The sequence below is a fragment of the Planktothrix mougeotii LEGE 06226 genome (assembly GCF_015207485.1).
In the GTDB taxonomy this organism is placed as follows: Bacteria; Cyanobacteriota; Cyanobacteriia; order Cyanobacteriales; family Microcoleaceae; genus Planktothrix.
This window is the reverse complement of sequence record NZ_JADEWU010000016.1, coordinates 25,133-47,138: the sequence shown is the minus strand read 5'-3', so window position 1 is coordinate 47,138 and position 22,006 is coordinate 25,133. Positions and strand designations below refer to the sequence as shown.

The following is a 22,006-nucleotide window of genomic DNA, read 5'->3' as shown; positions in this document are numbered from 1 at the left end:
ATATGAACGCTGAACAAAAGCGAGTTCAAGAAAATAGTGAATCACAAGTCTGGAGTCAATGGGGCCCTTATTTAAGCGAGCGCCAGTGGGGAACGGTACGAGAAGATTATTCACCTGATGGTAATGCCTGGGATTACTTTCCCCATGACCATGCTCGCTCTAGGGTTTACCGTTGGGGTGAAGACGGGTTAGGGGGATTTTGCGACGCTGCGGGTGAAATCTGCTTTGCCTTGGCATTCTGGAATGGGCAGGATTCTATTTTAAAAGAACGGTTGTTCGGGCTGACGAATGCTCAAGGCAATCATGGCGAAGATGTTAAAGAATATTACTTTTATGTAGACAATACTCCCAGTCATTCTTATATGCGCTGGGTGTATAAATATCCACAACAAGCTTATCCTTATACCGAATTAGTTAATGTTAATGCAGCCCGAACCCGACAAGAAGGGGAATATGAATTAATCGATACAGGCATCTTTAATGATGATCGCTATTTCGACATTACCGCAGAATATGCGAAAGCGACTCCAGACGATATTTGTATCCGAATTCATATTGTGAATCGAGGCAAAGAAACTGCCGAAATTGATGTTTTACCGACCCTTTGGTTTCGCAATACTTGGTCATGGACAGCCTCTAAACCGACTCAAAAACTAACAGCAACGAATGGGGGTATTAAACTTTATCATCCCAACTATGGGGACTATTGGCTATATTGCGATCGCATTTCCGGGAAGAGTCCCTCGCTTTTATTTACCGAAAATGAGACGAATTTTAAACGCTTATTTGGGGGCGAAAATCCAACGGCTTATGTCAAAGATGCCTTTCACACCTATCTAATTCAGGGTCAACCCGAAGCCGTGAACCCTGACCAAATGGGTACCAAATCCGCAGCCCACTATCATCTCACCCTGACAGGCGGAGAGCAAGTGACGCTGCAACTGCGATTTACCCATCAACTTCTTGAAACAGCTTTCGGCTCTGAATTTACAGCCACGTTTAGCCAACGGCAACAGGAAGCCGATCAGTTTTATACGAACTTATTTTCTGGGTTAACTGAGGATGATCGCACCATTCAGCGACAAGCGTTTGCAGCATTGTTGTGGAGTAAGCAGTTTTATAACTATGACGTCCATACCTGGCTACAGGGTGATTCTGGAGAACCTTCTCCTCCAGCCGAACGCTTGACGGGACGAAACAAAGAATGGCAAACGTTCTATAGTAAAGCGGTGATTTCGATGCCCGATAAATGGGAATATCCTTGGTTTGCCGCTTGGGATTGGTCGTTTCACTGCGTTGTCTTTGCCTTAATTGATCCTGGGTTTGCTAAACAACAATTACTCTTGTTATGCAGTGATCAATTTATCAGTTTACAGGGGCAAATTCCAGCTTATGAATGGTGTTTTAGTGATGTCAATCCTCCTGTACAAGCCTGGGCAGCTTGGAAGGTTTATCAATATGAAAAACAGAAAACTGGACAAGGCGATCGCAACTTTCTTGAACAGATGTTTCAGATGTTGCAAGCCAATTACTATTGGTGGCTAAATCGGGAAGACAAAGATCAAAAAAATCTATTTCAAGGTGGCTTCCTAGGGTTAGATAACATCACCATCTTTAACCGCAGTGCCGCGTTACCCACAGGAGGTTATCTGCAACAGTCCGATGGGACTGCCTGGATGGGGATGTTTTCTCTCAACATGATGATCATTGCCCTGGAGTTAGGCCATAGCGATCCCGTTTATCGCCAGACAGCCTTGAGTTTTTTGCGCCACTTCCTCAATATTGCCCAAGCCATGGATCGGGTCGGAGGCGATCATCATCTCAGCCTCTGGGACGAAACCGCAGGCTTTTTCTTTAGTGCATTAACGCTACCGGATGGGCAAGAAATTTCGCTCAAAATCTATTCCCTAGTCGGGTTAGCCCCATTACTGGCCGTTTGTACCCTGGAACCGGAAGTTCTCGAACAATTCCCCGACTTTCAAGCGGGGATGGAAAAATTGATCCAACGTCGTCCCGATTTAATCCAACATATTGCTTCCCTGAAGCTCAAAGGCAAGTCGGAACGACGGTTGGCTGCCATTGCCACACCGGAAGAACTCAAACGCATCCTCAAACATTTACTGGATGAATCGGAGTTTCTGTCTCCCTATGGGATTCGATCAGTATCACAATATCACCGACAGCATCCCTATCACTTAAATAACCAGGGACATGACTATGTAATCGACTATGAACCTGCCGAATCCACCACAGGGGAATTTGGAGGAAATTCTAACTGGCGTGGCCCGATCTGGTTTCCGATGAATTATTTACTGATTGAATCCATGCAGCGATATTACCGCTATCTGGGGGATGATTTTCGCGTGGAATGCCCGACGGGATCAGGCAATCTGATGACGTTGAAGGAAGTCGCCGAAGAACTATCGCAACGGCTGATTAACTTGTTTCGGAAGGGGGCAGAAGGTCGTCCGATATACGGTGACATCCCCCAATTCCAACACGATCCCCACTGGCGAGATTTACTTCGGTTTCATGAATATTTTCAGGGCGACAATGGCATCGGATTGGGAGCCAGTCAACAAGCGGGATGGACGGCACTGGTCGCCAAGTTGATTCAGGAGGTGAATGATAAAGCCTTTTATGACCAGCTTGGGCAAATGCTTTTGTTTTAGTCAATTTTCAGCAGATTAACCCTTGAAATCGCACAATTATCAGGATTGTCATTATGGCGCAAACATCATCAACCTCTCAACCTGTTCCTTCTGGAGCCCATCATCAGGTCTCTCGGTTTGTGATCATTGTTTCAGCGATCGCAGCAATTGGCGGACTCCTGTTTGGCTACGATACAGGGGTCATCTCAGGAGCGATTTTGTTCATTAAAGAGCAATTTCGCTTAGATTCCACCATGCAGGAATTTGTCGTCAGTTCGGTGCTGGTGGGTTCAGTGACCGGAGCGGCTTTAGGTGGACTACTGGGCGATCGCTTTGGACGGCGACACATGATTATTCTCGCAGGTGCCATTTTTGGTGTGGGTGCGTTGTTAACGGCTTTTACCCCTAACCTAACCATTTTAGTGATCGGACGGATTATTGTTGGGGTTGGGATTGGGATCGCGTCTTTTATCTCTCCGATGTACATTTCGGAAGTTGCACCCAAAAGTATTCGCGGTACGCTGGTTTTCCTGAATCAATTAGCGTTAACCCTGGGAATTTTGCTGTCTTATTGGGTCGATTACCTGTTTACTAATATGCCGGGGGGTTGGCGTCTGATGCTAGGGTTGGCAATTGTTCCCGCTTTAGCACTGGCTTTGGGAATGGCAAAAATGCCTGATAGTCCTCGTTGGTTAATCATGCGAAATCGCGGCGGACAGGCGCGCAAGGTGTTACATCAGATTCGCGGTACTCAAAATGTTGATGCTGAACTGGAAGAGATTCACAATAGCTTGGCAACGGAAGGGTCATCGCAATGGTCTGATTTGCTTAAACCTGCATTACGATTACCGTTGATGATTGGTATTGGGTTGGCGATCTTCCAGCAAGTTACCGGAATTAATACCGTAATTTACTATGCACCGACGATTATGGAATTTTCGGGTTTGAAATCGGCTGGGGCTTCAATTCTAGCAACAACGGGGGTCGGGGTGATTAACGTGCTGTTTACCATTGTTGGCTCTTGGTTTGTTGATCGAGCCGGACGGCGACCCTTACTTTTAACCAGTCTGATCGGGATGGCAATTTCTCTAGGTTTATTGGCAGTTTCCTTTCAATTGCCTCAACTGGCTTCGTCTCTGGGTGTTGCGGTTGTTGTGATTCTCATGCTGTATGTGGCATCCTTTGCCATTGGCTTAGGCCCTGTGTTCTGGCTGTTAATTTCTGAGATTTATCCCCTTAATATTCGCTCCAAAGCTATGAGCGTGGCGACGGTTGCCAACTGGGGCGCAAACCTAATCGTGGCGATTACGTTCCTCTCTATTGTCAACGCCTTGGGGCGTCCGGGTGCCTTCTGGCTCTATGCTGTACTTACCCTTGGTTCGGTGGTCTTTACCTATTTCCTAGTACCAGAAACCAAAGGTCGGACGCTGGAGCAAATTCAAGAAGAACTGAAAACCCATCATCTTCACTAATCAAATAGCCGATTCTGAACCTCTATTTAAAATGTTGTTGGGTTTTAGTCCTAAGCTTGATTACTAAAGCTCAACAACAAAAAATTGGATTATATAATCATTTTTTCAAGGATATTAATCTTAAACTTCAGATTAATTATTGTTTTTCATAACATACTCTTAATGGATACGCAACTTCTTAGTACATTTGCAGCTAGTTTATTTGCACTGCTCAATCCTTTGGGGATTTTGCCCCTTTTTATCAGTTACACTGCCAAAGAAAACAAAGCTGTACAAAAATGGCTTGCGATCTTACTTTCACTGACTGTATTAGGCTTGCTTCTGCTATTTTTATTGACGGGATCGTCTCTCCTTCGGTTCTTTGGCATTACTTTAGATTCATTCCGAATTGCTGGGGGGATTTTGCTGTTACTCATTGGGATTAACCTGGTGACAGGGAGTACGAAAGGTCAGGTACAAGATGTTACTGAACAGGACAATCAAAGTGATTTGGAGGAAGCGAAGTCTGTTTATCGTCATATTGTGATTCCCTTGGCCATGCCTCTGCTGGTGGGGCCAGGTGTAATCGCTAATGTGATTCTTTATGCTAATGAAGTTCAGGCTAATAAAGATGGATTGCAGATTATTGAATTGGCTGCTGTTTGTGTCTTTATTTCATCCATTGTCTGCGCCATTTTGCTTTCAGGGCAATGGTTACAACGAATATTAGGTAACGTGGGGTTAAGTATTGCGACTCGTATTTTAGGCTTACTGGTTGCTTCTATTGGGGTGCAATTTATTACGAGTGGATTAACTAGCATTCTTATTCATCAAATCGCCCCCCAACTGCGACTATGACATTAATACACATCTCCCAAAATTCCCGAATTTCTTCTATAATGTAGTATACTTGAAGTTAAGCTATATTTCAAGACTTGACAAAACTAGACGGTACAGTCTATCCTAATTTTAGGAGAAGACTATACGGTCTAGTTAATTAGCGTGAGGGTTTACTCATGGATATTATTTCTTTAACCATACTCTTAGGTGTAATTGTAGCGACAGATGAAATTCTCAATAATCAATTGAAAGTGTCAAAACGCTTATTAGATTGGTTAGATAGGCAAGAAACCCCCGAAAAAAAGTCTAATGAACTGACCCGCTAAACCCTGTTAACAGGCAAGATGCCTGTTCCACTTTTTTATGAAATCTATTTCTAAAGATAGATGTTAATAATTGAAAATTAATTCCAAAAAATCTCTTTTCTCCCTAGAAGTGTAATAGTCCTAATTAAAAACTTCAGAAATTCTAATCACTGACTTGAACAACACCGGTTAATTTTAGGTTCCTTTCATCGTAAGATTAAACTAGGGAACCGAATTTAAACTGTTGTGTCATTTTCAATATGTCTTATTATATTTCACCTCGCTTTCTGGATAAACTGGCTGTTCATATCACCAAAAATTTCTTACAATTACCTGGTGTCCGGGTTCCTCTAATATTAGGAATTCACGGACGCAAGGGAGAAGGAAAAACCTTTCAATGTGAATTAGTCTTTGAGAAAATGGGATTTGAACCCGTGATGATATCCGGCGGGGAATTAGAAAGTCCTGATGCGGGAGATCCAGCGCGATTAATTCGATTAAGATATCGGGAAGCCTCCGAACAAGTGAAAGTTCGGGGACAAATGTGTGCTTTATTTATTAATGATTTAGATGCGGGTGCTGGACGGTTTGATTCGGGAACTCAATATACTGTTAATACCCAATTAGTCAACGCCACATTAATGAATATTGCGGATAATCCGACTAATGTTCAATTACCCGGAAGTTATGATGAAACACCGTTAAATCGGATTCCCATTATTGTCACCGGAAATGATTTTTCAACGTTATACGCGCCCTTAATTCGAGATGGACGCATGGAAAAATTCTATTGGGAACCGACCAGAGAAGAACGCATTGGTGTGTTACGAGGTATTTTCCAAACCGATGAATTATCCCAACAAGATATTAGTCAATTAGTTGATACTTTCCCTGAACAATCCATTGACTTTTTTAGTGCGGTGCGATCGCGAATTTATGATGAACAAATTCGAGATTTTATTCATAAACAGGGAGTTGAACGTATTTCTAAACGGATTGTGAATAGTGCGGAAAAAGCTCCTGAATTCCAGAAACCCAACTTTAAATTACCCCATTTAATCGAAATGGGTCAACTGATGGTGGTGGAACAAAAACGGATTCAAGAAATGCGATTAGTGGAAGAATATAATCAATTTCGCACGTTTAATAGTCAATTTGGAGCTTCCCCCATTCCTCAAGAAAATCGTCAACAATGGTTAAATCCCATTCCCCATAGTCCCTATAATCCTATTATGCCTCCCCATAGTATTAATAGTACAGGGGCAACCGTAATGCAAGGAGATGCCAGTGGCAGTACATTAGTCAGTGGCGGAAAATTCGTTAGTACAACATTAGGAATAGAAGTCTTAGAACAAATTGATCAGATTATATCCAGTGGTTATCGAATTGGCTTAGAATACGCCGATAAACGTCGATTTAAAACCGGATCTTGGAATAGCTGCGGGTTAAATGGTAATCAATCAGAAGGGGATATTATTCAAGGAATTGAAACCTGTTTAATGGAACACCCCCAAGATTATATTCGTTTATTAGGAATTGACCCCATTGCTAAACGGCGAGTTGTAGAAATGATTATTCAAAAACCGCAATAAATTAGGGAATCAGGTTTTAGCTCAAAGTGGGAATTATCATTAGTTAAAAACAGACTATGCGGCTGGGGTGTCAAGTCTTATGAGTGCAATTTAGTATTTTGTTCTGAATGGGTATAAAGCCCCTTGAATCAAAGAAAAGAAATCACAGCTTAGGGGTGAAACTCCTCTTGAGGGAATATTCTCTAAGTTGTTATTTTCCTTTCTACTTTTTGAGCAGAATTTATTACGATCAAGGGACTCATAATGACAACACCACTAGAATTTTCAGCCCCAACAAACTTATCAGAAGTTAATTTAAAACCTCGTGGTAATGTTCATCCCAGTCCTAACGACTGGCGCGATCAAATCTTGTATTTTATGTTACCAGATCGCTTCAGTGATGGGGAAGAATCCAAACGTCCTCTGTTTGATCGCAATCATCCTGAAGACTGGAAAACCCTAGATAAAGCAGCCTGGATGAAAGCTGGAACCAAGTTTTCAGGGGGAACATTAAAAGGAATTGAAAGTAAATTAGATTACTTAAAAGAACTCGGTGTAACCACCCTGTGGGTCGGCCCCATTTGGAAACAAAGATGTGATTTACAAACCTATCACGGCTATGGAATTCAAAACTTTTTAGAAATAGATCCTCGGTTTGGAACCCGTCAAGATTTAAGAGATTTAGTTGATGCAGCCCATGAACGGGGAATGTATGTTTTACTCGATATTATTTATAATCACACCGGAAATAACTGGTTTTATCAAGACGAAAACGGTCAACCCATAGATACCCTTTCCTATCGCTATTCTCCGGCTCATCCGGTTGCAGGATGGCGTTCTCAAACTGGAGAGTGTATTGCTAATCCTGAGTCTATTGAAGATGGTGTTTGGCCGCAAGAGTTTCAAAATTGGGAGTGGTATACTCGCGCCGGAAAAATTGAACATTGGGACGCAGAGCCTTGGGAAAATCCCATGCACCCAGATGTTGAATTCCGTCGGGGTGACTTTTTTGAGTTAAAAGATCTTGACCTATCAAACAATGAAGTTTTATCAGCAGTTATTAAGGTTTATCAATATTGGATTGTCTTAAGTGATTGTGATGGATTCCGCATTGATACGGTTAAACATTTACCTTGGGAAGCGTCCCGTAGTTTTTGTGGAGCAATTCGGGAATATACTGAATCTATTGGTAAAGAAAACTTTTTACTGTTGGGAGAAGTAACGGGTGGTGCAACAACAGCCAAAACTTACCTCGATATTTTTGGCTTAAATTTAGATGCCATTTTAGATATTGGTGAACCGCCGAAAAAATTAATGGAATTGGTTAAAGGGTTTAGAAATCCTCAAGACTTTTTTAATCAATATGGTGGCGTTGATGAGTTAGGAAGTCATCGACTTGCTGGACAATATCACGTCTCAATTTTAGATGATCATGACATGGTGGGACGGGATGGTAAATATCGCGTTTCTGCTAATAATAATATTCCTGCTTGTTATGAACAAACTGCCCACACCGTCGGCGTTCAATTAACAACATTAGGCATTCCCTGCATTTATTACGGTACAGAACAAGCCTTTGACGGTACACAAAACCGCCATAATTCCAGCATAGAACCTGGGACGGAGTTCATGGATCGTTATATTCGGGAGGTGATGTTTGGAGGCTTATTTGGGGCGTTTGAAACCAGTTCCTGCCATTTCTTCGATCCCAATCATCCCACCTATTTACGAATTGCTGCGATCGCTCGTCTTCGAGATCAAAAATCCCCTGTTGGTTTAGCCCTGCGACGCGGGCGACAATATTTACGCGAAATTAGCGTTGATAGCGGTTCCTTTTTCTGGCCTACGTCCGGTCAAGTGGTGGGTTGGTCACGGATTTTGTTTACTCAGGAAGTGGTCATGGCTTTAAATACCAATGGCGTAGAAAGCCAAAGTGCTTACATTGGAGTTGATCCAAACCTTCATCCTGCGGGTTCTCAAATTACCGTTCTCTACAATAGTGCTTGGAATGATGATCAACTGCGTCATCCTCCCACCTCTGAAACCCTAACTGTTGAACTGTATCAAAATCGAACCGCCATTCATGTGAACTTACCCCCGGCGGGAATGGTAATTCTAGCGTAATCTTATCAACCTTAGTGAACTACCCACGCTTCTCTACGAGTAAGCGTGGGCTAATACTGAATATTCTAATTAATTCGCTTCAATCTAACGCACCACTCGGACTTCAATTCCAAGGCTAAGATTGCTCCATAATCTATCAGTTGTCAGAACAGGTTGATTAAGAGAAATTCCTAACGCTAGACAAGCGCGATCACCAAATGAAAGCCCAATTGATTTAGTTTTTGGTCGCAGCATTCCCGACTGTAATGCTTGTTCTTGATCAAAAGCTACAACCTCAAGATTTAGATGGGATAGAATCTGCTGAATAACGTTTTCATTTATTCCCGCTTCTGCTAACTTTGCTATCACTTCAGACAAGTTGACGGTACTGATGGCAGCATTGCCAATAAACCGCGAAATTTCTTCGCTACCTGTTTCTTGATTTAGTAAAGCTAAGACAGCAGAGGCATCTAAAACAACTTCACTCACCTGTCGCCTCCAAGAGTCGCTCCTGAATCAACTCTTCGGAAAGTTTTCTACTAGCAGGAATATATTGCCGGAAAAGAGCCTGAGCCTTTTGGACAGAAGTTTGGGTCTGATCTGGAATCGGTTGATCTTCTATAACGAGAACAGCATTATACTGACCTACTGGTATATCTACAGGAGAATCGACTAACAACTTGCCATTGCTTGTTATCGTTACTTTTAATCCGATAGTTCGCATCGTTAACTCTACTGATTCATTTAACTATTAATTATAATTAATAGTTAAATGAATGACTCACAATTTCAATGAAAAGCAAGCTCGATGAGATCACCCTTCCTTTTCAGACTGCGATGGCGTAGCCGCCGCCTGTCGGCATCGCTCTCCCTACAATGATCACGCTGAGAAACCGGATTTCTTAACAACAATTTCGGTTGAGATACAAAAACTGTCTGAGAAACCCGGTTTCTGGTTCACTTTTTCTAATTATTATTAAGAAAGTGCGATCTTATTATTAAGAAAGTGCGATCGCTCTTTTTTTAAGACTGCGATGGCGTAGCCGCCACCTGTCGGCATCGCTCTTCCTACAATGATCACGCTGAGAAACCGGGTTTCTTAACAACAATATCGGTTGAGATACAAAAACTGTCTGAGAAACCCGGTTTCTGGTTCACTTTTTCTAATTATTATTAAGAAAGTGTGATCGCTCTTTTTTCCGACTGCGATGGCGTAGCCGCCGCCTGTCGGCATCGCTCTCCCTACAATGATCACGCTGAGAAACCGGGTTTCTTAACAACAATATCGGTTGAGATACAAAAACTGTCTGAGAAACCCGGTTTCTGGTTCACTTTTTTTAATTATTATCAGAAAGTGCGATCGCTCTTTGCCCTCTTTACTACTTAATTAACCCCCATCCTATGAAGTTCTAATATCTCTTGATCAATTCTTTGCCATTGTTCTTCGGCTGCTTGGTTTGTAGGAATTCCATAAATGCTACAATCCATATATCTTGCTATACCTGCTGAGAAACTATTTCCTAAGTAAGCGTTCATACAAGTTTCTGCCCTATATTGATGCTCAGATACATCATCAATACTTCCAACATAAGCCCAACCCCCATTTTGGGGAGTGTAACATTGTTGGGTATCAGTATCACAGGCAATGGGTATATTGCCGATAGCCGTTTGTATAATCTCAGCCGTTGCTTTTTTGGGCAAGAAACAAGTTAAGCCTAGATAAAACAAGGGCAGTACAACTAAACTAAGAAGTTGTTTAGGTTGCATAAAATCACCTGATAGTTGTAGAATAAAAAGCTTTATATTTATTCAGAATAACAATAATTTTTTATTTAATCAATGACTAAAAACCTTGTCAAAAGAGGGATTTTTCCCAGTGACAAACCCCTCAAAAATCGGGAAATGTTGGGAAATGTTGGAAAATGTTGGGAAATATTTGATACAATACCCATAACTCTGACTTTACTCTACTCTATGAACCTTAAGGAAGTCTTAAAATAGCAAAATTATTTCAGCCGATTTACTGAATGCTCTACAATCTTTATTGCGACGCTGTTTAATCGAAAAACAAGGAAATTGCTATATTATTTTACTTAAACAATATTCAGCCGGAGGGTAAAACGAAGCTTAAACTACATTTTACACTATTTATTGAGTAGAGCCTGAATTAACTGTATTTTTTCAAGGGAATGGGGAATAGGAAATGGGCAAATAGCACCCTACTGCTGAAATAGGTTTTGGAATGGTTCTGTATTCTTCCAGCGATAGGTATTGAAGTCTCGATAGTCAACAGAAAGAATCCGACCGTGACCAAGTTCTTCAGCAAGAATGACTAAGGAAGCATCGGCTAAATCCATTGGTAAATCTCTATATTTCTGCATTAGTTGTTCGATCCGCAAACAATGACTTTGCTTGAGGTCAAATACTTGCAATATTCCTGTATGAATTTTGCGAATAAAAAGTTTTGGAGCATTTATACCTACTCTTTTTTGTAGTAGATAACAGGTTTCTGTAACTACACACCAAGTTGTGATAAATTTCTCGTTTTCTAATTTCTGAAATATGGTTTTTGCTGCTGGATGGGCTGAATCATTTTTATTAGCAAGAGTCAGCCAGAAGCCTGTGTCAACGATGATCATATTTTTCTTCCAGTTCACGACTCAAATAGGTTTTATAATTTCTCGATAAGTCGGGTTCTGCTTCTATACAACCGATGAAGTCTGACCAGTCTTGGGTTGTGCTTTCTGGAATTTCTTGCTGGTTTGGGAAGTAACTTTTTTTGAGGACACAGACAAGTTCAAAGATAACTTTTTGTGCATCGGGGGGAAGAGATGCTATGTCTTGCTGGATGGTATCTAGGTTGATCATATTTGTTAATTTTATCTTATTATTGGTTGTATCATATAGTTTTCAATCTTGCTCTAAATTCTTCTTAGATTCCTGTTCAAACCAATGAATTAACTGTTTAACCGTTAAATCTTGAATCGGAATATTTTCGGCTTTAGCAGCTTGTTTTAAAGGATTTAAGGATGCCATTAATAACTGAGTAAAAAAACTATCGAAATTAGCATCAAATTCAATATTTTCTTGAAAACTAGAATCATTTCTAACCCAATTCTGGACTTGTTCGGGTTTAATATTTTCAATAATAATGTCTTCGGTTTGAGAAATTTCCTTTAAACACCGTAACGCATAAATCGCTAACCGCGTTGAAAACTTTTCCTTAGAGGATAATAAGGCAGCATCGACCTGAATGGCTTCATCCTGAGTTAAAAATTCCATAGTTTTCTCGATTATTTAATATAACAGTTAGGACAAATACTAATGTAATAAACCAGATGATGAAACCTTTTCTTCCCTGTTCGGTGTTCGGTGTTCGGTGTTCCCTCCTATAATTAAATACCCACACCGATGTTCCCCATTCACAATCCAATGGGTTCTTTCTACGGTACAATCTTCTAAAATTGCCCCAAACATTTCTAACTCATGACCACAGACACTCGGAAATGATTCCGCTACATTAGAAATGGCACAATTATGTTCCGTTAAAATATAACGTTCTCGCGGAGTATCCCGTTGTTCTGATTCCACTAAATACCACTCAGCCATATACCCTTCTGTTTTCCGCAATTCTACTAATTTTTCTACCCGTTCTTTCAGCGAGCCCTTCCCCACTTTTTGTCGATATTCGATAGCTTTACGCTGCCATTGTTTCTGTAAAATTTGACTAACCTGTTCATGTCCGACGGTTTGCGCTAAAGTATCCAGAAAGGAAATCGCAAACTCATCATAACGGTTCGGAAAGCGTTCCCGTCCTTGAGTCGTCAATTCATAAACGTGCTGAGGTCGCCCCATCCCCACCTGAACCGAGTTATAGGCAATTAACCCCTCCAGTTCCAAATCTTTGAGATGGCGACGAATGGCTTGGGGACTAATCTCAAGGGTTTCCGCTAACTCCTGGGCCGTCGCCTGTCCCTGCTTGAGAAGGAGTTGCAGAATATCGTGTTTTGTGGACTGCTGCTGAGTGGTGGCCATCGTCTTAACAAAAATTTATAAATTTGGACTTTGACAATGCACTTGTTGTTAATGTAGCTTAAAATAGACTTAAGTAACAAACTTGTTGCTTAAGTCTATAGCCTACCACCCGTCTGTCATCCTTTGAGAACCATCGAACACTAAATTTAAAGCTATGAGTGCTTCCGTTAAAACCCTAGTCAACCAGCCGTATAAATACGGTTTCGTCACCGATATTGAGTCGGACACCATCCCCCGTGGACTCAGTGAGGATGTTGTCCGCCTGATTTCGGCTAAAAAAAATGAGCCGGAATTTATGCTCAACTTCCGTCTACGAGCCTATCGACAATGGCTGAAGATGGTAGAACCCACCTGGCCCCATGTCAACTATCCGCCCATTGACTATCAATCCATTATCTACTATTCCGCTCCCAAAGTTGAAAACAAAAAAGCAAGTTTAGAAGAAGTTGACCCGACTTTATTAGAAACCTTTGAGAAATTAGGCATTCCTTTAAGCGAACAGAAGCGTCTTTCTAATGTAGCCGTTGATGCGGTTTTTGATAGCGTTTCTATTGCGACAACTTTTAAAGAAAAATTAGCCGAAGACGGGGTAATTTTCTGTTCCATTTCTGAAGCCGTTAAGGAACATCCTGAACTGGTGGAAAAATATTTAGGAAGTGTAGTTCCCGTGAGCGATAATTTCTTCGCCGCGTTGAATTCTGCCGTTTTTAGTGATGGTTCATTTGTTTATATTCCCAAAGGTGTACAATGTCCGATGGATTTGTCTACCTATTTTCGGATTAATAACGGCGATTCGGGACAGTTTGAACGCACTTTAATTATTGCAGAAGAAGCCAGTTCTGTTACCTATTTAGAAGGCTGTACTGCTCCCATGTTTGATACCAATCAACTGCACGCCGCCGTTGTGGAATTAGTCGCGTTAGATAATGCGGAAATTAAATATTCTACGGTGCAAAATTGGTACGCCGGAGATGAAGAAGGCAAAGGCGGAATTTACAACTTTGTCACCAAACGGGGATTATGCAAAGGAGTGAATTCTAAGATTTCTTGGACACAGGTAGAAACCGGGTCTGCTATTACCTGGAAATATCCCAGTTGTGTGTTAGTTGGAGATAATTCAGTCGGTGAATTTTATTCCGTTGCGCTGACGAATAATAAACAACAGGCGGACACGGGAACCAAAATGATCCATATTGGCAAAAATACCCGCAGCACGATTATTTCTAAAGGAATTTCTGCTGGAAAATCCGCCAATAGTTATCGCGGGTTAGTCAAAATGGGGCCGAAAGCCGCAGGTGCAAGAAATTATTCTCAATGTGATTCTATGTTAATAGGAGATCGAGCTCAGGCGAATACTTTTCCCTATATTCAAGTGGAAAATAATAGCGCTAAAGTTGAACATGAAGCCTCTACTTCTAAAATAGGAGAAGACCAACTTTTCTATTTTGCACAACGGGGTATTTCTGCTGAAGATGCTGTCTCGATGATGATTAGCGGTTTCTGCAAAGATGTGTTCAATAAATTACCGATGGAATTTGCCGTCGAAGCTGATAAATTATTGAGCTTGAAATTAGAAGGTTCTGTAGGTTAATCTGTGATCAATTGTAGGGGCGAGGTTCCCTCGCCCATCCCCGTTATCAGTGCAAAAAATAAAACCCAGACTGCGTAAATCTCACAACTCACAACCATGATTAAAGAAAACAGCGAAATTATTCTATCCGTTAAGAATTTAACGGCTAATATTGACGATAAACAAATCCTTAAGGGGTTTAATTTAGAAATTAAAGCCGGAGAAATCCATGCCATTATGGGTTTAAATGGTTCGGGGAAAAGCACTTTTTCTAAGGTTTTAAGCGGACATCCGAGCTACGAAGTCACCGGAGGAGAAATTACCTTTTTAGGTCAAAATTTATTAGAATTAGAACCGGAAGAACGCGCCTTAGCTGGGATTTTCTTAGCCTTTCAATATCCCATTGAAATTCCGGGGGTGAGTAACTTAGACTTTTTGAGAGTTGCCTATAATGCTCATCAAAAACATAAAGGATTAGAAGAATTAGATGCTTTTGATTTTGATGAATTAGTGCGGGAAAAATTAGACATCGTGAAAATGCGCGATGAATTTTTAGAACGCAGTGTTAACGAAGGGTTTTCCGGGGGAGAGAAAAAACGCAATGAAATTTTACAAATGGCATTATTAGAACCGAAATTAGCCGTTTTAGATGAAACAGATTCGGGTTTAGATATTGATGCGTTGCGAATTGTTGCCAGTGGAGTTAATCACTTAACCAATGAGAATAACGCTTTATTAGTGATTACCCATTATCAACGGTTACTCGATTATATTGTGCCGGATTATGTTCATGTTGTGTCCGATGGACGTATTATTAAAACCGGGACAAAAGAACTCGCCTTAGAACTAGAAGACAAAGGCTATGATGATGTTGTTGCTTCGGCAATGGTGGGGGTTTAATGAACAATATTGCAATCCAACAAAAACGGGAAGTGTCCTATTTAAACCATCTGTTAGAACAAATTCAAAGCGGACTTTCTCAACCGTCTTCTCAAACTTCTTTTGCATCTGAAGTCACCCTTCAATTGCAAAATATTCGAGATCATGCCTTAACTTGGGTCAAAGAATTAGAAATCCCCACAAAACAAGATGAAGAATGGCGGTTTACTGATTTATCCCCGTTATTAGAATATCAATTTCAAGTCGCTCCTTTTGTTCAATTACAACCGGAAGCGATCGCCTCTTTAATTGTACCGGAAGCTGAACACAAACGGATTGTGTTTATTAATGGGATTTATGCTCCCCATCTTTCCGATTTGAAGGACATTCCCGACGGGGTTTTTATTGGAAATTTAGCACAACTTCCTGAAAAATTACAGGAACGTCTTCCCCACTATCTCAGTCAAAATTCAGGAAATCAAGACGTTTTTGCCACCCTAAATACCGCCGGGTTTAATGATGTTGCTGTTGTTTGGGTTGAAAAGAATAAAACCCTGGAAACCCCGATTCATTTATTATTTATTGGCTTACCCGATAACCGTCCGGTGATGAATCAACCCAGAGGATTAATTGTAGCAGAAGCCGGCAGTTCATCCACTGTTATTGAACATTATGCAACCGCCGAAGTATTCGGATGTTCTGACCGAGCAAAAGTGCAACCCTATTTTACGAATGCCGTCACCGAAATTTTCTTAGAAGAAAATGCCGAAGTCAACCATACAAGGCTACAACGGGGAGCAGGCACAGCATTTCATATTGGTAAAAATGTTGTTTTCCAATGTCGAAATAGTCGATATACTTGCCATGCCGTAAGTTTAGGTGCTAAACTATCTCGGCACAATTTAGACATTTATCAACGGGGAGAAGGAACAGAAACCACCCTCAACGGATTAACATTAATTGGTAGTGAACAGTTAGCCGATACCCACAGCGCCATGATGTTTAATCATCAACATGGGACATTTAATCACATCCATAAATGTATTATCGATCACAAGGCTCATGGCGTTTTTAATGGTAAAGTTTTTGTACCCCAAACTGCACAGTTTACCAATGCGAACCAACTGAGTCGAAATTTATTGCTATCTTCAAAAGGAAGAATAGACACCAAACCTCAGTTAGAAATTGTGGCGGATAATGTTAAATGTTCTCATGGTGTCACCGTCAGTCAATTAGAAGAAGATGAAGTCTTCTATTTACGGAGTCGGGGGTTAAGTGAAACCCTGAGTCGTCACCTGTTAATTGATGCTTTCGCGGCAGAAATTCTAGGCAAATTGCCCTCAGAAACGTTACAACAGGTTTTATCTCGTTGTGTTTCCTGTCGCACCGAGTTTAGTTAACCCCAGAAACCGGGTTTCTCATGAAAAAATTTACGTCAGACACCCGGTTTCTATATTAGCCCAAAATTAAATTTAAGGATATTTAAAATAATGCTAACTCAAGAAAAAACACTCGCTGAAACCGTCCGTCAAGATTTCCCGATTTTACACCAAGACATCAACGGTCAACCGTTAGTTTATTTAGATAATGCCGCCACGTCTCAGAAACCCTTAGCGGTCTTAAATGCCATTCAAGATTATTATCAACAATATAATTCTAATGTGCATCGGGGGGTTCATGCCTTAAGTGCAAAAGCAACGGATGCCTATGAAGCCGCACGGGTCAAAGTTGCTCAATTTATTAATGCTAAATCCTATCAAGAAATTGTCTATACCCGCAATGCCAGTGAAGCCATTAATTTAGTTGCCTATTCTTGGGGTTTAAATACTTTAAAAGCCGGGGATGAAATTATTCTCAGTGTCATGGAACATCATAGTAATTTAGTTCCTTGGCAAATGGTTGCCCAAAAAACCGGGGCTGTGATTAAGTTTGTGGAATTAACAGAAACTCAAGAATTTGATTTAGAACAGTTTAAAACCTTGATCTCAGACCGAACAAAATTAGTGGCTGTTGTGCATATTTCTAATACTTTGGGTTGCATTAATCCCATTGAAGAAATTACTCAAATTGCCCATAAATACGGTGCAAAAGTATTAATTGATGGTTGCCAAAGTGCGCCCCATACCCCCTTAGATGTGCAGAAAATAGATTGTGATTGGTTAGTGGCATCCGGTCATAAAATGTGTGCTCCAACGGGGATAGGCTTTTTATATGGCAAATTAGAAGTATTAGAAGCCATGCCACCCTTTTTTGGCGGTGGAGAAATGATTGCTGAGGTGTATTTAGATCACTTTACTGTCGGGGAATTACCCCATAAATTTGAAGCGGGAACTCCTGCTATTGGAGAAGCGATTGCATTAGGGGCCGCCGTCGATTATTTAATGTCAATTGGCATGGATAAAATCGCTGATTATGAACATGAATTAACCGCTTATTTGTATGAAAGATTGCGAGAAATTCCTGAATTAAAACTTTATGGCCCCCAGCCTAATGCCAAAGGCGAAGGAAGAGCCGCCTTAGCGTCTTTTAGTGTGGATGGAATTCATGCCAATGATTTATCAACGATGTTAGATGATGGGGGAGTTGCTATTCGTTCAGGACATCATTGCACCCAACCTTTACATCGTTATTTAGAGGTTAATGCTACGGCCAGAGCCAGTTTGTATTTCTACAATACAAAAGCAGAAATTGATGTATTTATTGTAGCCTTAAAAGATGCGATCGCATTTTTTAAACAAATGATGAATTAAAACAATCGTGCTTTGCGGTTAATATATTAGTCGCCCTTCATCCCCGTCCATTTTAGTGAGTATCGTGTCGAAAAATGTGACGGCGGCATTTTGGCGACATTTTCGGTAAACTTAATCCAAAAGAATCTAAGCATCAATGAAATCAACTATTTGGGAACTCGATTTTTATAGTCGCCCCCTGCGGGACGAAGAAGGTAAAAAAGTTTGGGAAGTCTTAATCTGTGAAACCCCGGTCAATATTGAAGATCGCGCTGAAACCCTGTTTCGCTACACCCAATTTTGTCCCAGTAACCAAGTTAACTCAATTTGGTTAAAAGAGGCGATTGAAACGGCGATCGCTCATGCTCCGACTTCACCCTCGCGGATTCGCTTTTTTCGCCGTCCCATGGCGAATATGATTTTCAAATCTTGTAAAGAATTAGCCATTCCTGCCTATGCGAGTCGGCGTACCTATGCCCTTTATCAATGGTTACAGGAACGCCTGGAAACCGTGTATCCGACCTTAGAAAATTATCAAGAAGGTACTAATCCTTCTGTTCAATTTGTTCCCTCTCAACCTCAACCCCTTCCTGATGCCTTGCAGGGGGATAAATGGGCGTTTGTAACCTTAGAAGCCAGTGCTTTTTCTGATATGTCAGAATGGGATATTAGTTTTGGGGAAGCCTTCGGATTATCAATGGTCGGTTTAGCGCCAGAAACCTTGATTCCAGGGTTTATTATTTACTCCTCTAGGGCGACTCCTTTAGCCGCTTGGATGTCAGGATTAGAATTAGCGTATTTACGATTAGATAGCGGTTCTCGTCCGAGTTTAATATTAGAAACGGGGGAAAGTGAAAGCTGGATTTTAGCTAATTTACCCAATGCCAAAACCCAAGAGGAAGCTAAAAATTTTGAACTCAGTAAAGAAAAGGCAAAAAATGTACATTTTTTAGCGGTTCAATCTAATCCCAATTCGGAATCCTTCGCCGGATTTTGGCTATTACAAGAACTAAAATTCTAATCTGTAGGGTGCGTCAGCCTAGTGCCCGCACCATCCCCCCAATTTAATGTTAAAATAAAATATAATTTCTCTTAAAATTAGGATGAAACCATGACAACTCTAGTTTCTATTCCTGAATTGACTCAAACCCCTCAATGGCAACCTGCCACTTGGGAAGATTATTTAGGTTATGTTAATAATCGTTCTTTAGAAACCGTTAATATTACTTTTGATCAAGGATATTTGTGGATTGATATGGGAAATGAAGGCATTAATCACTCTAATGTGAACGATTTATTGAGTTTTTTATTTTATGTTTGGTTTTCGCGGCAACCTGGGGTATTAGCAAATTCCTTTAGTGGTTGTGTGATCGAAAAACCCAACCAACGGGCGGCTTCACCGGATAAAGTGTTATATATTGGTGAAAATTCTCCCAAATGGCAAGAAGGCGAACCGCGCCGAATTAATTTAGAACAATGGCGAGTTCCTGATTTAGTTGGGGAAATTTCTGATACGACTTTAGCGATGGATTTAGATGAGAAAAAACAACTTTATGCCGCATTAGGAATTTCTGAATATTGGGTGATTGATATTCGAGGAAAACGGGCGATCGCTTTTCGCTTACAAGACAATGGTAAATACCAGGAAATTAACACATCTGTTGCTTTAAAGGGTTTACCGATGGCGTTATTAGAATTAACCTTAGAACAATTAGAAAAAACCAATAATTTTAACGCTGCATTTTGGTTTTCTCAACAAATTGTTGATTTACAAAATCCCTCTTAGAAACCCGGTTTCTTCAAGAAACCGGGTTTCTGACTAACTTTTTAATAACCGTAAACCACTTAAGGTGACTAATACCGTTGATCCTTCATGTCCAATCACCCCAATCGGCATATTAATAGAACCGAAAAAGTTAGAAATTAATAAAATTACAATAAATGAAAGCGCAAAGGCAATATTTTGTTTAATAATGCGATTAGCCCGACGACCCAGTTTAATCGCTTTTAATATCTTACCCAATTGATCCGTCATTAACACAATATCAGCCGTTTCTAACGCCACATCATTTCCCGCACCCCCCATGGCAATGCCCACATCTGCTAAGGCTAAAGCGGGAGCGTCATTAATGCCATCCCCTACCATTGCCACCCCTTGATAACGGGTTTTTAATTGTCGAACAATGGTTAATTTATCCTCTGGTAATAAGTTAGCATAAACCAAATCAATATTCAACTGTTTTGCCACACTATCTGCGGTTCTTTGATGATCTCCCGTCAGCATAACAACTTGTTCAATGCCAAACTTTTTCAAATTTTTAATTAAGGTTTTTGCCTCTAACCGCACGGTATCGGCTACCGCAATTAACCCTAAAGTTTGCTGATTTTTAGCAATCCAAACCACTGTTTTTCCATCGGTTTCTAAATGATCACTAATTTCTATTAACTCAGGATTAACCTGAATCTGATGTTGCTCAATCCATTCTAATTTGCCGATAAAAATCTGGTCGTCATCCACTTTTCCAATAATCCCTTCCCCGATTTGAGTAGCGACATTAACGGCGGTAATTCGAGGAATATTTTTTTCCACAGCAAATTTAGCAATAGCTTGTCCGATGGGATGTTCTGAAACGGATTCTACTGCGACCGCTAATTGTAATAATTCACTTTCTAAAACCCCAGCCGATGGAATAATATCGACAACTGTTAATTTTCCGGTTGTTAAGGTTCCCGTTTTATCAAAGGCGATGGCTTTTATGCGTCCAATTTTTTCTAATTGCGCCCCATTTTTAAATAAAATTCCATGTCTTGCCCCCGTAGCAATTCCTGATAATAATGCGGGCATAATAGAAGCCATTAACGCACAGGGAGAAGCCACGACTAAAAAAATTAAGGCCCGATAAATCGTAGTTTCCCAATCCCATCCCAGGAATAAAGGCGGTAAAATTCCTAATGCTAGACCCATTAAAACAATGACTTGAGCATAACTTCGTTCAAATTTTTCCATCCATTGCTGAGAGGGAGGAGCATCGGTTTGGGCTTGTTCTACTAAATGAATCACCCGTTGAATTAAACTACTTTCAGGAGGTTGATGAACTTTTAATTGCAGTGCCCCATTTCCATTTAAAGTTCCCGCAAAAACCTCATCTCCAACGGTTTTATCAACGGGAATGGATTCTCCGGTAATGGGAGCTTGATTCAGGGTACTATTCCCAGATATAATAACAGCATCAGTGGGAATCCGTTCGCCCGGTTTGACTAAAATAATATCTCCAATTTTTAATTGATGAATCGGAATTTTTTGTTCTTGTTGATCCTTAATAACAGTAGCCGTATCAGGGGTTAATTCCATTAATTTATGGATATTGCGTTCTGTTTGCTGCATGGCAATACTTTCTAAGGCACCACTAATGGCAAAAATTAAAATTAAAATTCCGCCATCAATCATTAAAAAATAATCTTGTTTCCAAACCCCTAAAATAGCGGCTCCTAAAGCCGCAACAATCATTAATAAATCGACATCAAATTGTTTCTCTTTAAGAAGTGTGCTTAACCCATCTTTGGCACTTTCATAACCCCCAATCACATAAGCAATGGGTAATACTAAAAATGCGAATCCGACCCAGCCGAATTGTAAGCAAACCCAACCCATTAAGACCAAAATGGCACAAACTATTGCTGCAATTGCTTCAGGATAGTGCTGGAAAAAGTCCCGCACAGAGACTAGGGAATTAGAACGTTGATTCATCACCGGAGAATAAAGACTGCTGTTCTTAGGATAAACCGTGACCAGGAATTTTGAATTTTAGATTTTTGAGTGCAGGTTACTCCTGAAGATAGGGGAAACCCCCTTCCCAAAAAAAATGAAAACG

At 40.7% G+C, this 22,006-nt stretch carries 21 protein-coding genes; 13 read left to right on the top strand and 8 right to left on the bottom strand.

Annotated elements, in window-relative coordinates; all coding sequences use genetic code 11:
- Window positions 1-2 precede the first annotated feature (2 nt).
- The 6 genes from IQ236_RS09405 (at window position 3) to IQ236_RS09380 (ending at window position 8,942) form a co-directional block, all read left to right on the top strand.
- Window positions 3-2,672 carry an MGH1-like glycoside hydrolase domain-containing protein gene (locus tag IQ236_RS09405; protein ID WP_193869024.1) on the top strand — a complete coding sequence of 890 codons (2,670 nt, stop codon included), beginning with the start codon at window positions 3-5 and terminating at the stop codon, window positions 2,670-2,672.
- A gap of 53 nt (window positions 2,673-2,725) precedes the next feature.
- Window positions 2,726-4,123, top strand: a complete 1,398-nt coding sequence (locus IQ236_RS09400; RefSeq protein WP_193869023.1) for a sugar porter family MFS transporter — start codon at window positions 2,726-2,728, stop codon at window positions 4,121-4,123.
- Window positions 4,124-4,285: 162 nt separating this feature from the next.
- Window positions 4,286-4,960 (top strand): MarC family protein, encoded by a 675-nt coding sequence (locus IQ236_RS09395; RefSeq protein ID WP_193869022.1) that lies wholly within the window; start codon window positions 4,286-4,288, stop codon window positions 4,958-4,960.
- Window positions 4,961-5,118: 158 nt separating this feature from the next.
- A complete protein-coding gene (locus IQ236_RS09390) occupies window positions 5,119-5,268 on the top strand; it encodes a hypothetical protein (protein WP_193869021.1) in 150 nt (49 codons plus the stop codon).
- 239 nt (window positions 5,269-5,507) lie between these two features.
- The gene (locus IQ236_RS09385; protein ID WP_193869020.1) at window positions 5,508-6,839 is read left to right on the top strand and encodes a ribulose bisphosphate carboxylase small subunit; all 1,332 of its coding nucleotides are present in this window, start codon (window positions 5,508-5,510) and stop codon (window positions 6,837-6,839) included.
- A 243-nt stretch (window positions 6,840-7,082) separates the two neighbouring features.
- Entirely contained in the window at window positions 7,083-8,942 is a 1,860-nt protein-coding gene (locus IQ236_RS09380) for an alpha-amylase family glycosyl hydrolase (protein ID WP_193869019.1), read from the top strand.
- 84 nt (window positions 8,943-9,026) lie between these two features.
- Here the strand turns inward: IQ236_RS09380 and IQ236_RS09375 are convergent, their stop codons facing one another.
- Window positions 9,027-9,410: a PIN domain-containing protein gene (locus tag IQ236_RS09375; RefSeq protein WP_193869018.1), complete on the bottom strand. Its 384-nt coding sequence runs from the start codon at window positions 9,408-9,410 to the stop codon at window positions 9,027-9,029.
- On the bottom strand, window positions 9,403-9,645 hold the full coding sequence (locus tag IQ236_RS09370) for a hypothetical protein (RefSeq protein WP_193869017.1): 243 nt from the start codon (window positions 9,643-9,645) through the stop codon (window positions 9,403-9,405). The genes IQ236_RS09375 and IQ236_RS09370 overlap by 8 nt, the downstream gene beginning before the upstream one ends.
- A gap of 459 nt (window positions 9,646-10,104) precedes the next feature.
- Between IQ236_RS09370 and IQ236_RS09365 the strand changes: the two genes are divergently transcribed.
- Window positions 10,105-10,308 (top strand): hypothetical protein, encoded by a 204-nt coding sequence (locus IQ236_RS09365; RefSeq protein ID WP_193869016.1) that lies wholly within the window; start codon window positions 10,105-10,107, stop codon window positions 10,306-10,308.
- Here the strand turns inward: IQ236_RS09365 and IQ236_RS09360 are convergent.
- From IQ236_RS09360 to sufR, 5 genes are all read right to left on the bottom strand, one after another.
- Entirely contained in the window at window positions 10,305-10,688 is a 384-nt protein-coding gene (locus IQ236_RS09360) for a Rossmann-fold NAD(P)-binding domain-containing protein (protein WP_193869015.1), read from the bottom strand. The two genes, IQ236_RS09365 and IQ236_RS09360, sit on opposite strands and share 4 nt — an antisense overlap.
- Window positions 10,689-11,140: 452 nt before the next feature.
- On the bottom strand, window positions 11,141-11,560 hold the full coding sequence (locus tag IQ236_RS09355; protein WP_193869014.1) for a type II toxin-antitoxin system VapC family toxin: 420 nt from the start codon (window positions 11,558-11,560) through the stop codon (window positions 11,141-11,143).
- Window positions 11,547-11,789 carry a hypothetical protein gene (locus IQ236_RS09350; protein WP_193869013.1) on the bottom strand — a complete coding sequence of 81 codons (243 nt, stop codon included), beginning with the start codon at window positions 11,787-11,789 and terminating at the stop codon, window positions 11,547-11,549. Before IQ236_RS09350 ends, IQ236_RS09355 begins: the two co-directional genes overlap by 14 nt.
- A 42-nt stretch (window positions 11,790-11,831) precedes the next feature.
- Complete coding sequence (locus tag IQ236_RS09345; RefSeq protein ID WP_228041513.1) at window positions 11,832-12,203, bottom strand: hypothetical protein; 372 nt, start codon at window positions 12,201-12,203, stop codon at window positions 11,832-11,834.
- A gap of 39 nt (window positions 12,204-12,242) precedes the next feature.
- Complete coding sequence (gene sufR, locus IQ236_RS09340; RefSeq protein WP_193869012.1) at window positions 12,243-12,956, bottom strand: iron-sulfur cluster biosynthesis transcriptional regulator SufR; 714 nt, start codon at window positions 12,954-12,956, stop codon at window positions 12,243-12,245.
- Between the two features lie 154 nt (window positions 12,957-13,110).
- Here sufR and sufB point away from each other — a divergent pair, with 154 nt between their 5' ends.
- The 6 genes from sufB (at window position 13,111) to IQ236_RS09310 (ending at window position 19,920) form a co-directional block, all read left to right on the top strand.
- Window positions 13,111-14,547, top strand: coding sequence for a Fe-S cluster assembly protein SufB (gene sufB, locus IQ236_RS09335; RefSeq protein WP_193869011.1), 1,437 nt, complete (start codon window positions 13,111-13,113; stop codon window positions 14,545-14,547).
- A 96-nt stretch (window positions 14,548-14,643) separates the two neighbouring features.
- Window positions 14,644-15,426 (top strand): Fe-S cluster assembly ATPase SufC, encoded by a 783-nt coding sequence (sufC, locus tag IQ236_RS09330; RefSeq protein ID WP_193869010.1) that lies wholly within the window; start codon window positions 14,644-14,646, stop codon window positions 15,424-15,426.
- Window positions 15,426-16,805, top strand: coding sequence for a Fe-S cluster assembly protein SufD (gene sufD / locus IQ236_RS09325; protein ID WP_193869009.1), 1,380 nt, complete (start codon window positions 15,426-15,428; stop codon window positions 16,803-16,805). Before sufC ends, sufD begins: the two co-directional genes overlap by 1 nt.
- 87 nt (window positions 16,806-16,892) lie before the next feature.
- Entirely contained in the window at window positions 16,893-18,155 is a 1,263-nt protein-coding gene (locus IQ236_RS09320) for a SufS family cysteine desulfurase (RefSeq protein ID WP_322744108.1), read from the top strand.
- Between the two features lie 136 nt (window positions 18,156-18,291).
- Window positions 18,292-19,155: a Tab2/Atab2 family RNA-binding protein gene (locus IQ236_RS09315; protein WP_193869007.1), complete on the top strand. Its 864-nt coding sequence runs from the start codon at window positions 18,292-18,294 to the stop codon at window positions 19,153-19,155.
- 90 nt (window positions 19,156-19,245) lie between these two features.
- Complete coding sequence (locus IQ236_RS09310; RefSeq protein WP_193869006.1) at window positions 19,246-19,920, top strand: Uma2 family endonuclease; 675 nt, start codon at window positions 19,246-19,248, stop codon at window positions 19,918-19,920.
- Window positions 19,921-19,953: 33 nt separating this feature from the next.
- On the opposite strand, the gene IQ236_RS09305 is transcribed toward IQ236_RS09310, so the two are convergent.
- Window positions 19,954-21,882, bottom strand: a complete 1,929-nt coding sequence (locus IQ236_RS09305; RefSeq protein WP_193869005.1) for a heavy metal translocating P-type ATPase — start codon at window positions 21,880-21,882, stop codon at window positions 19,954-19,956.
- Between the last annotated feature and the right edge of the window lie 124 nt (window positions 21,883-22,006).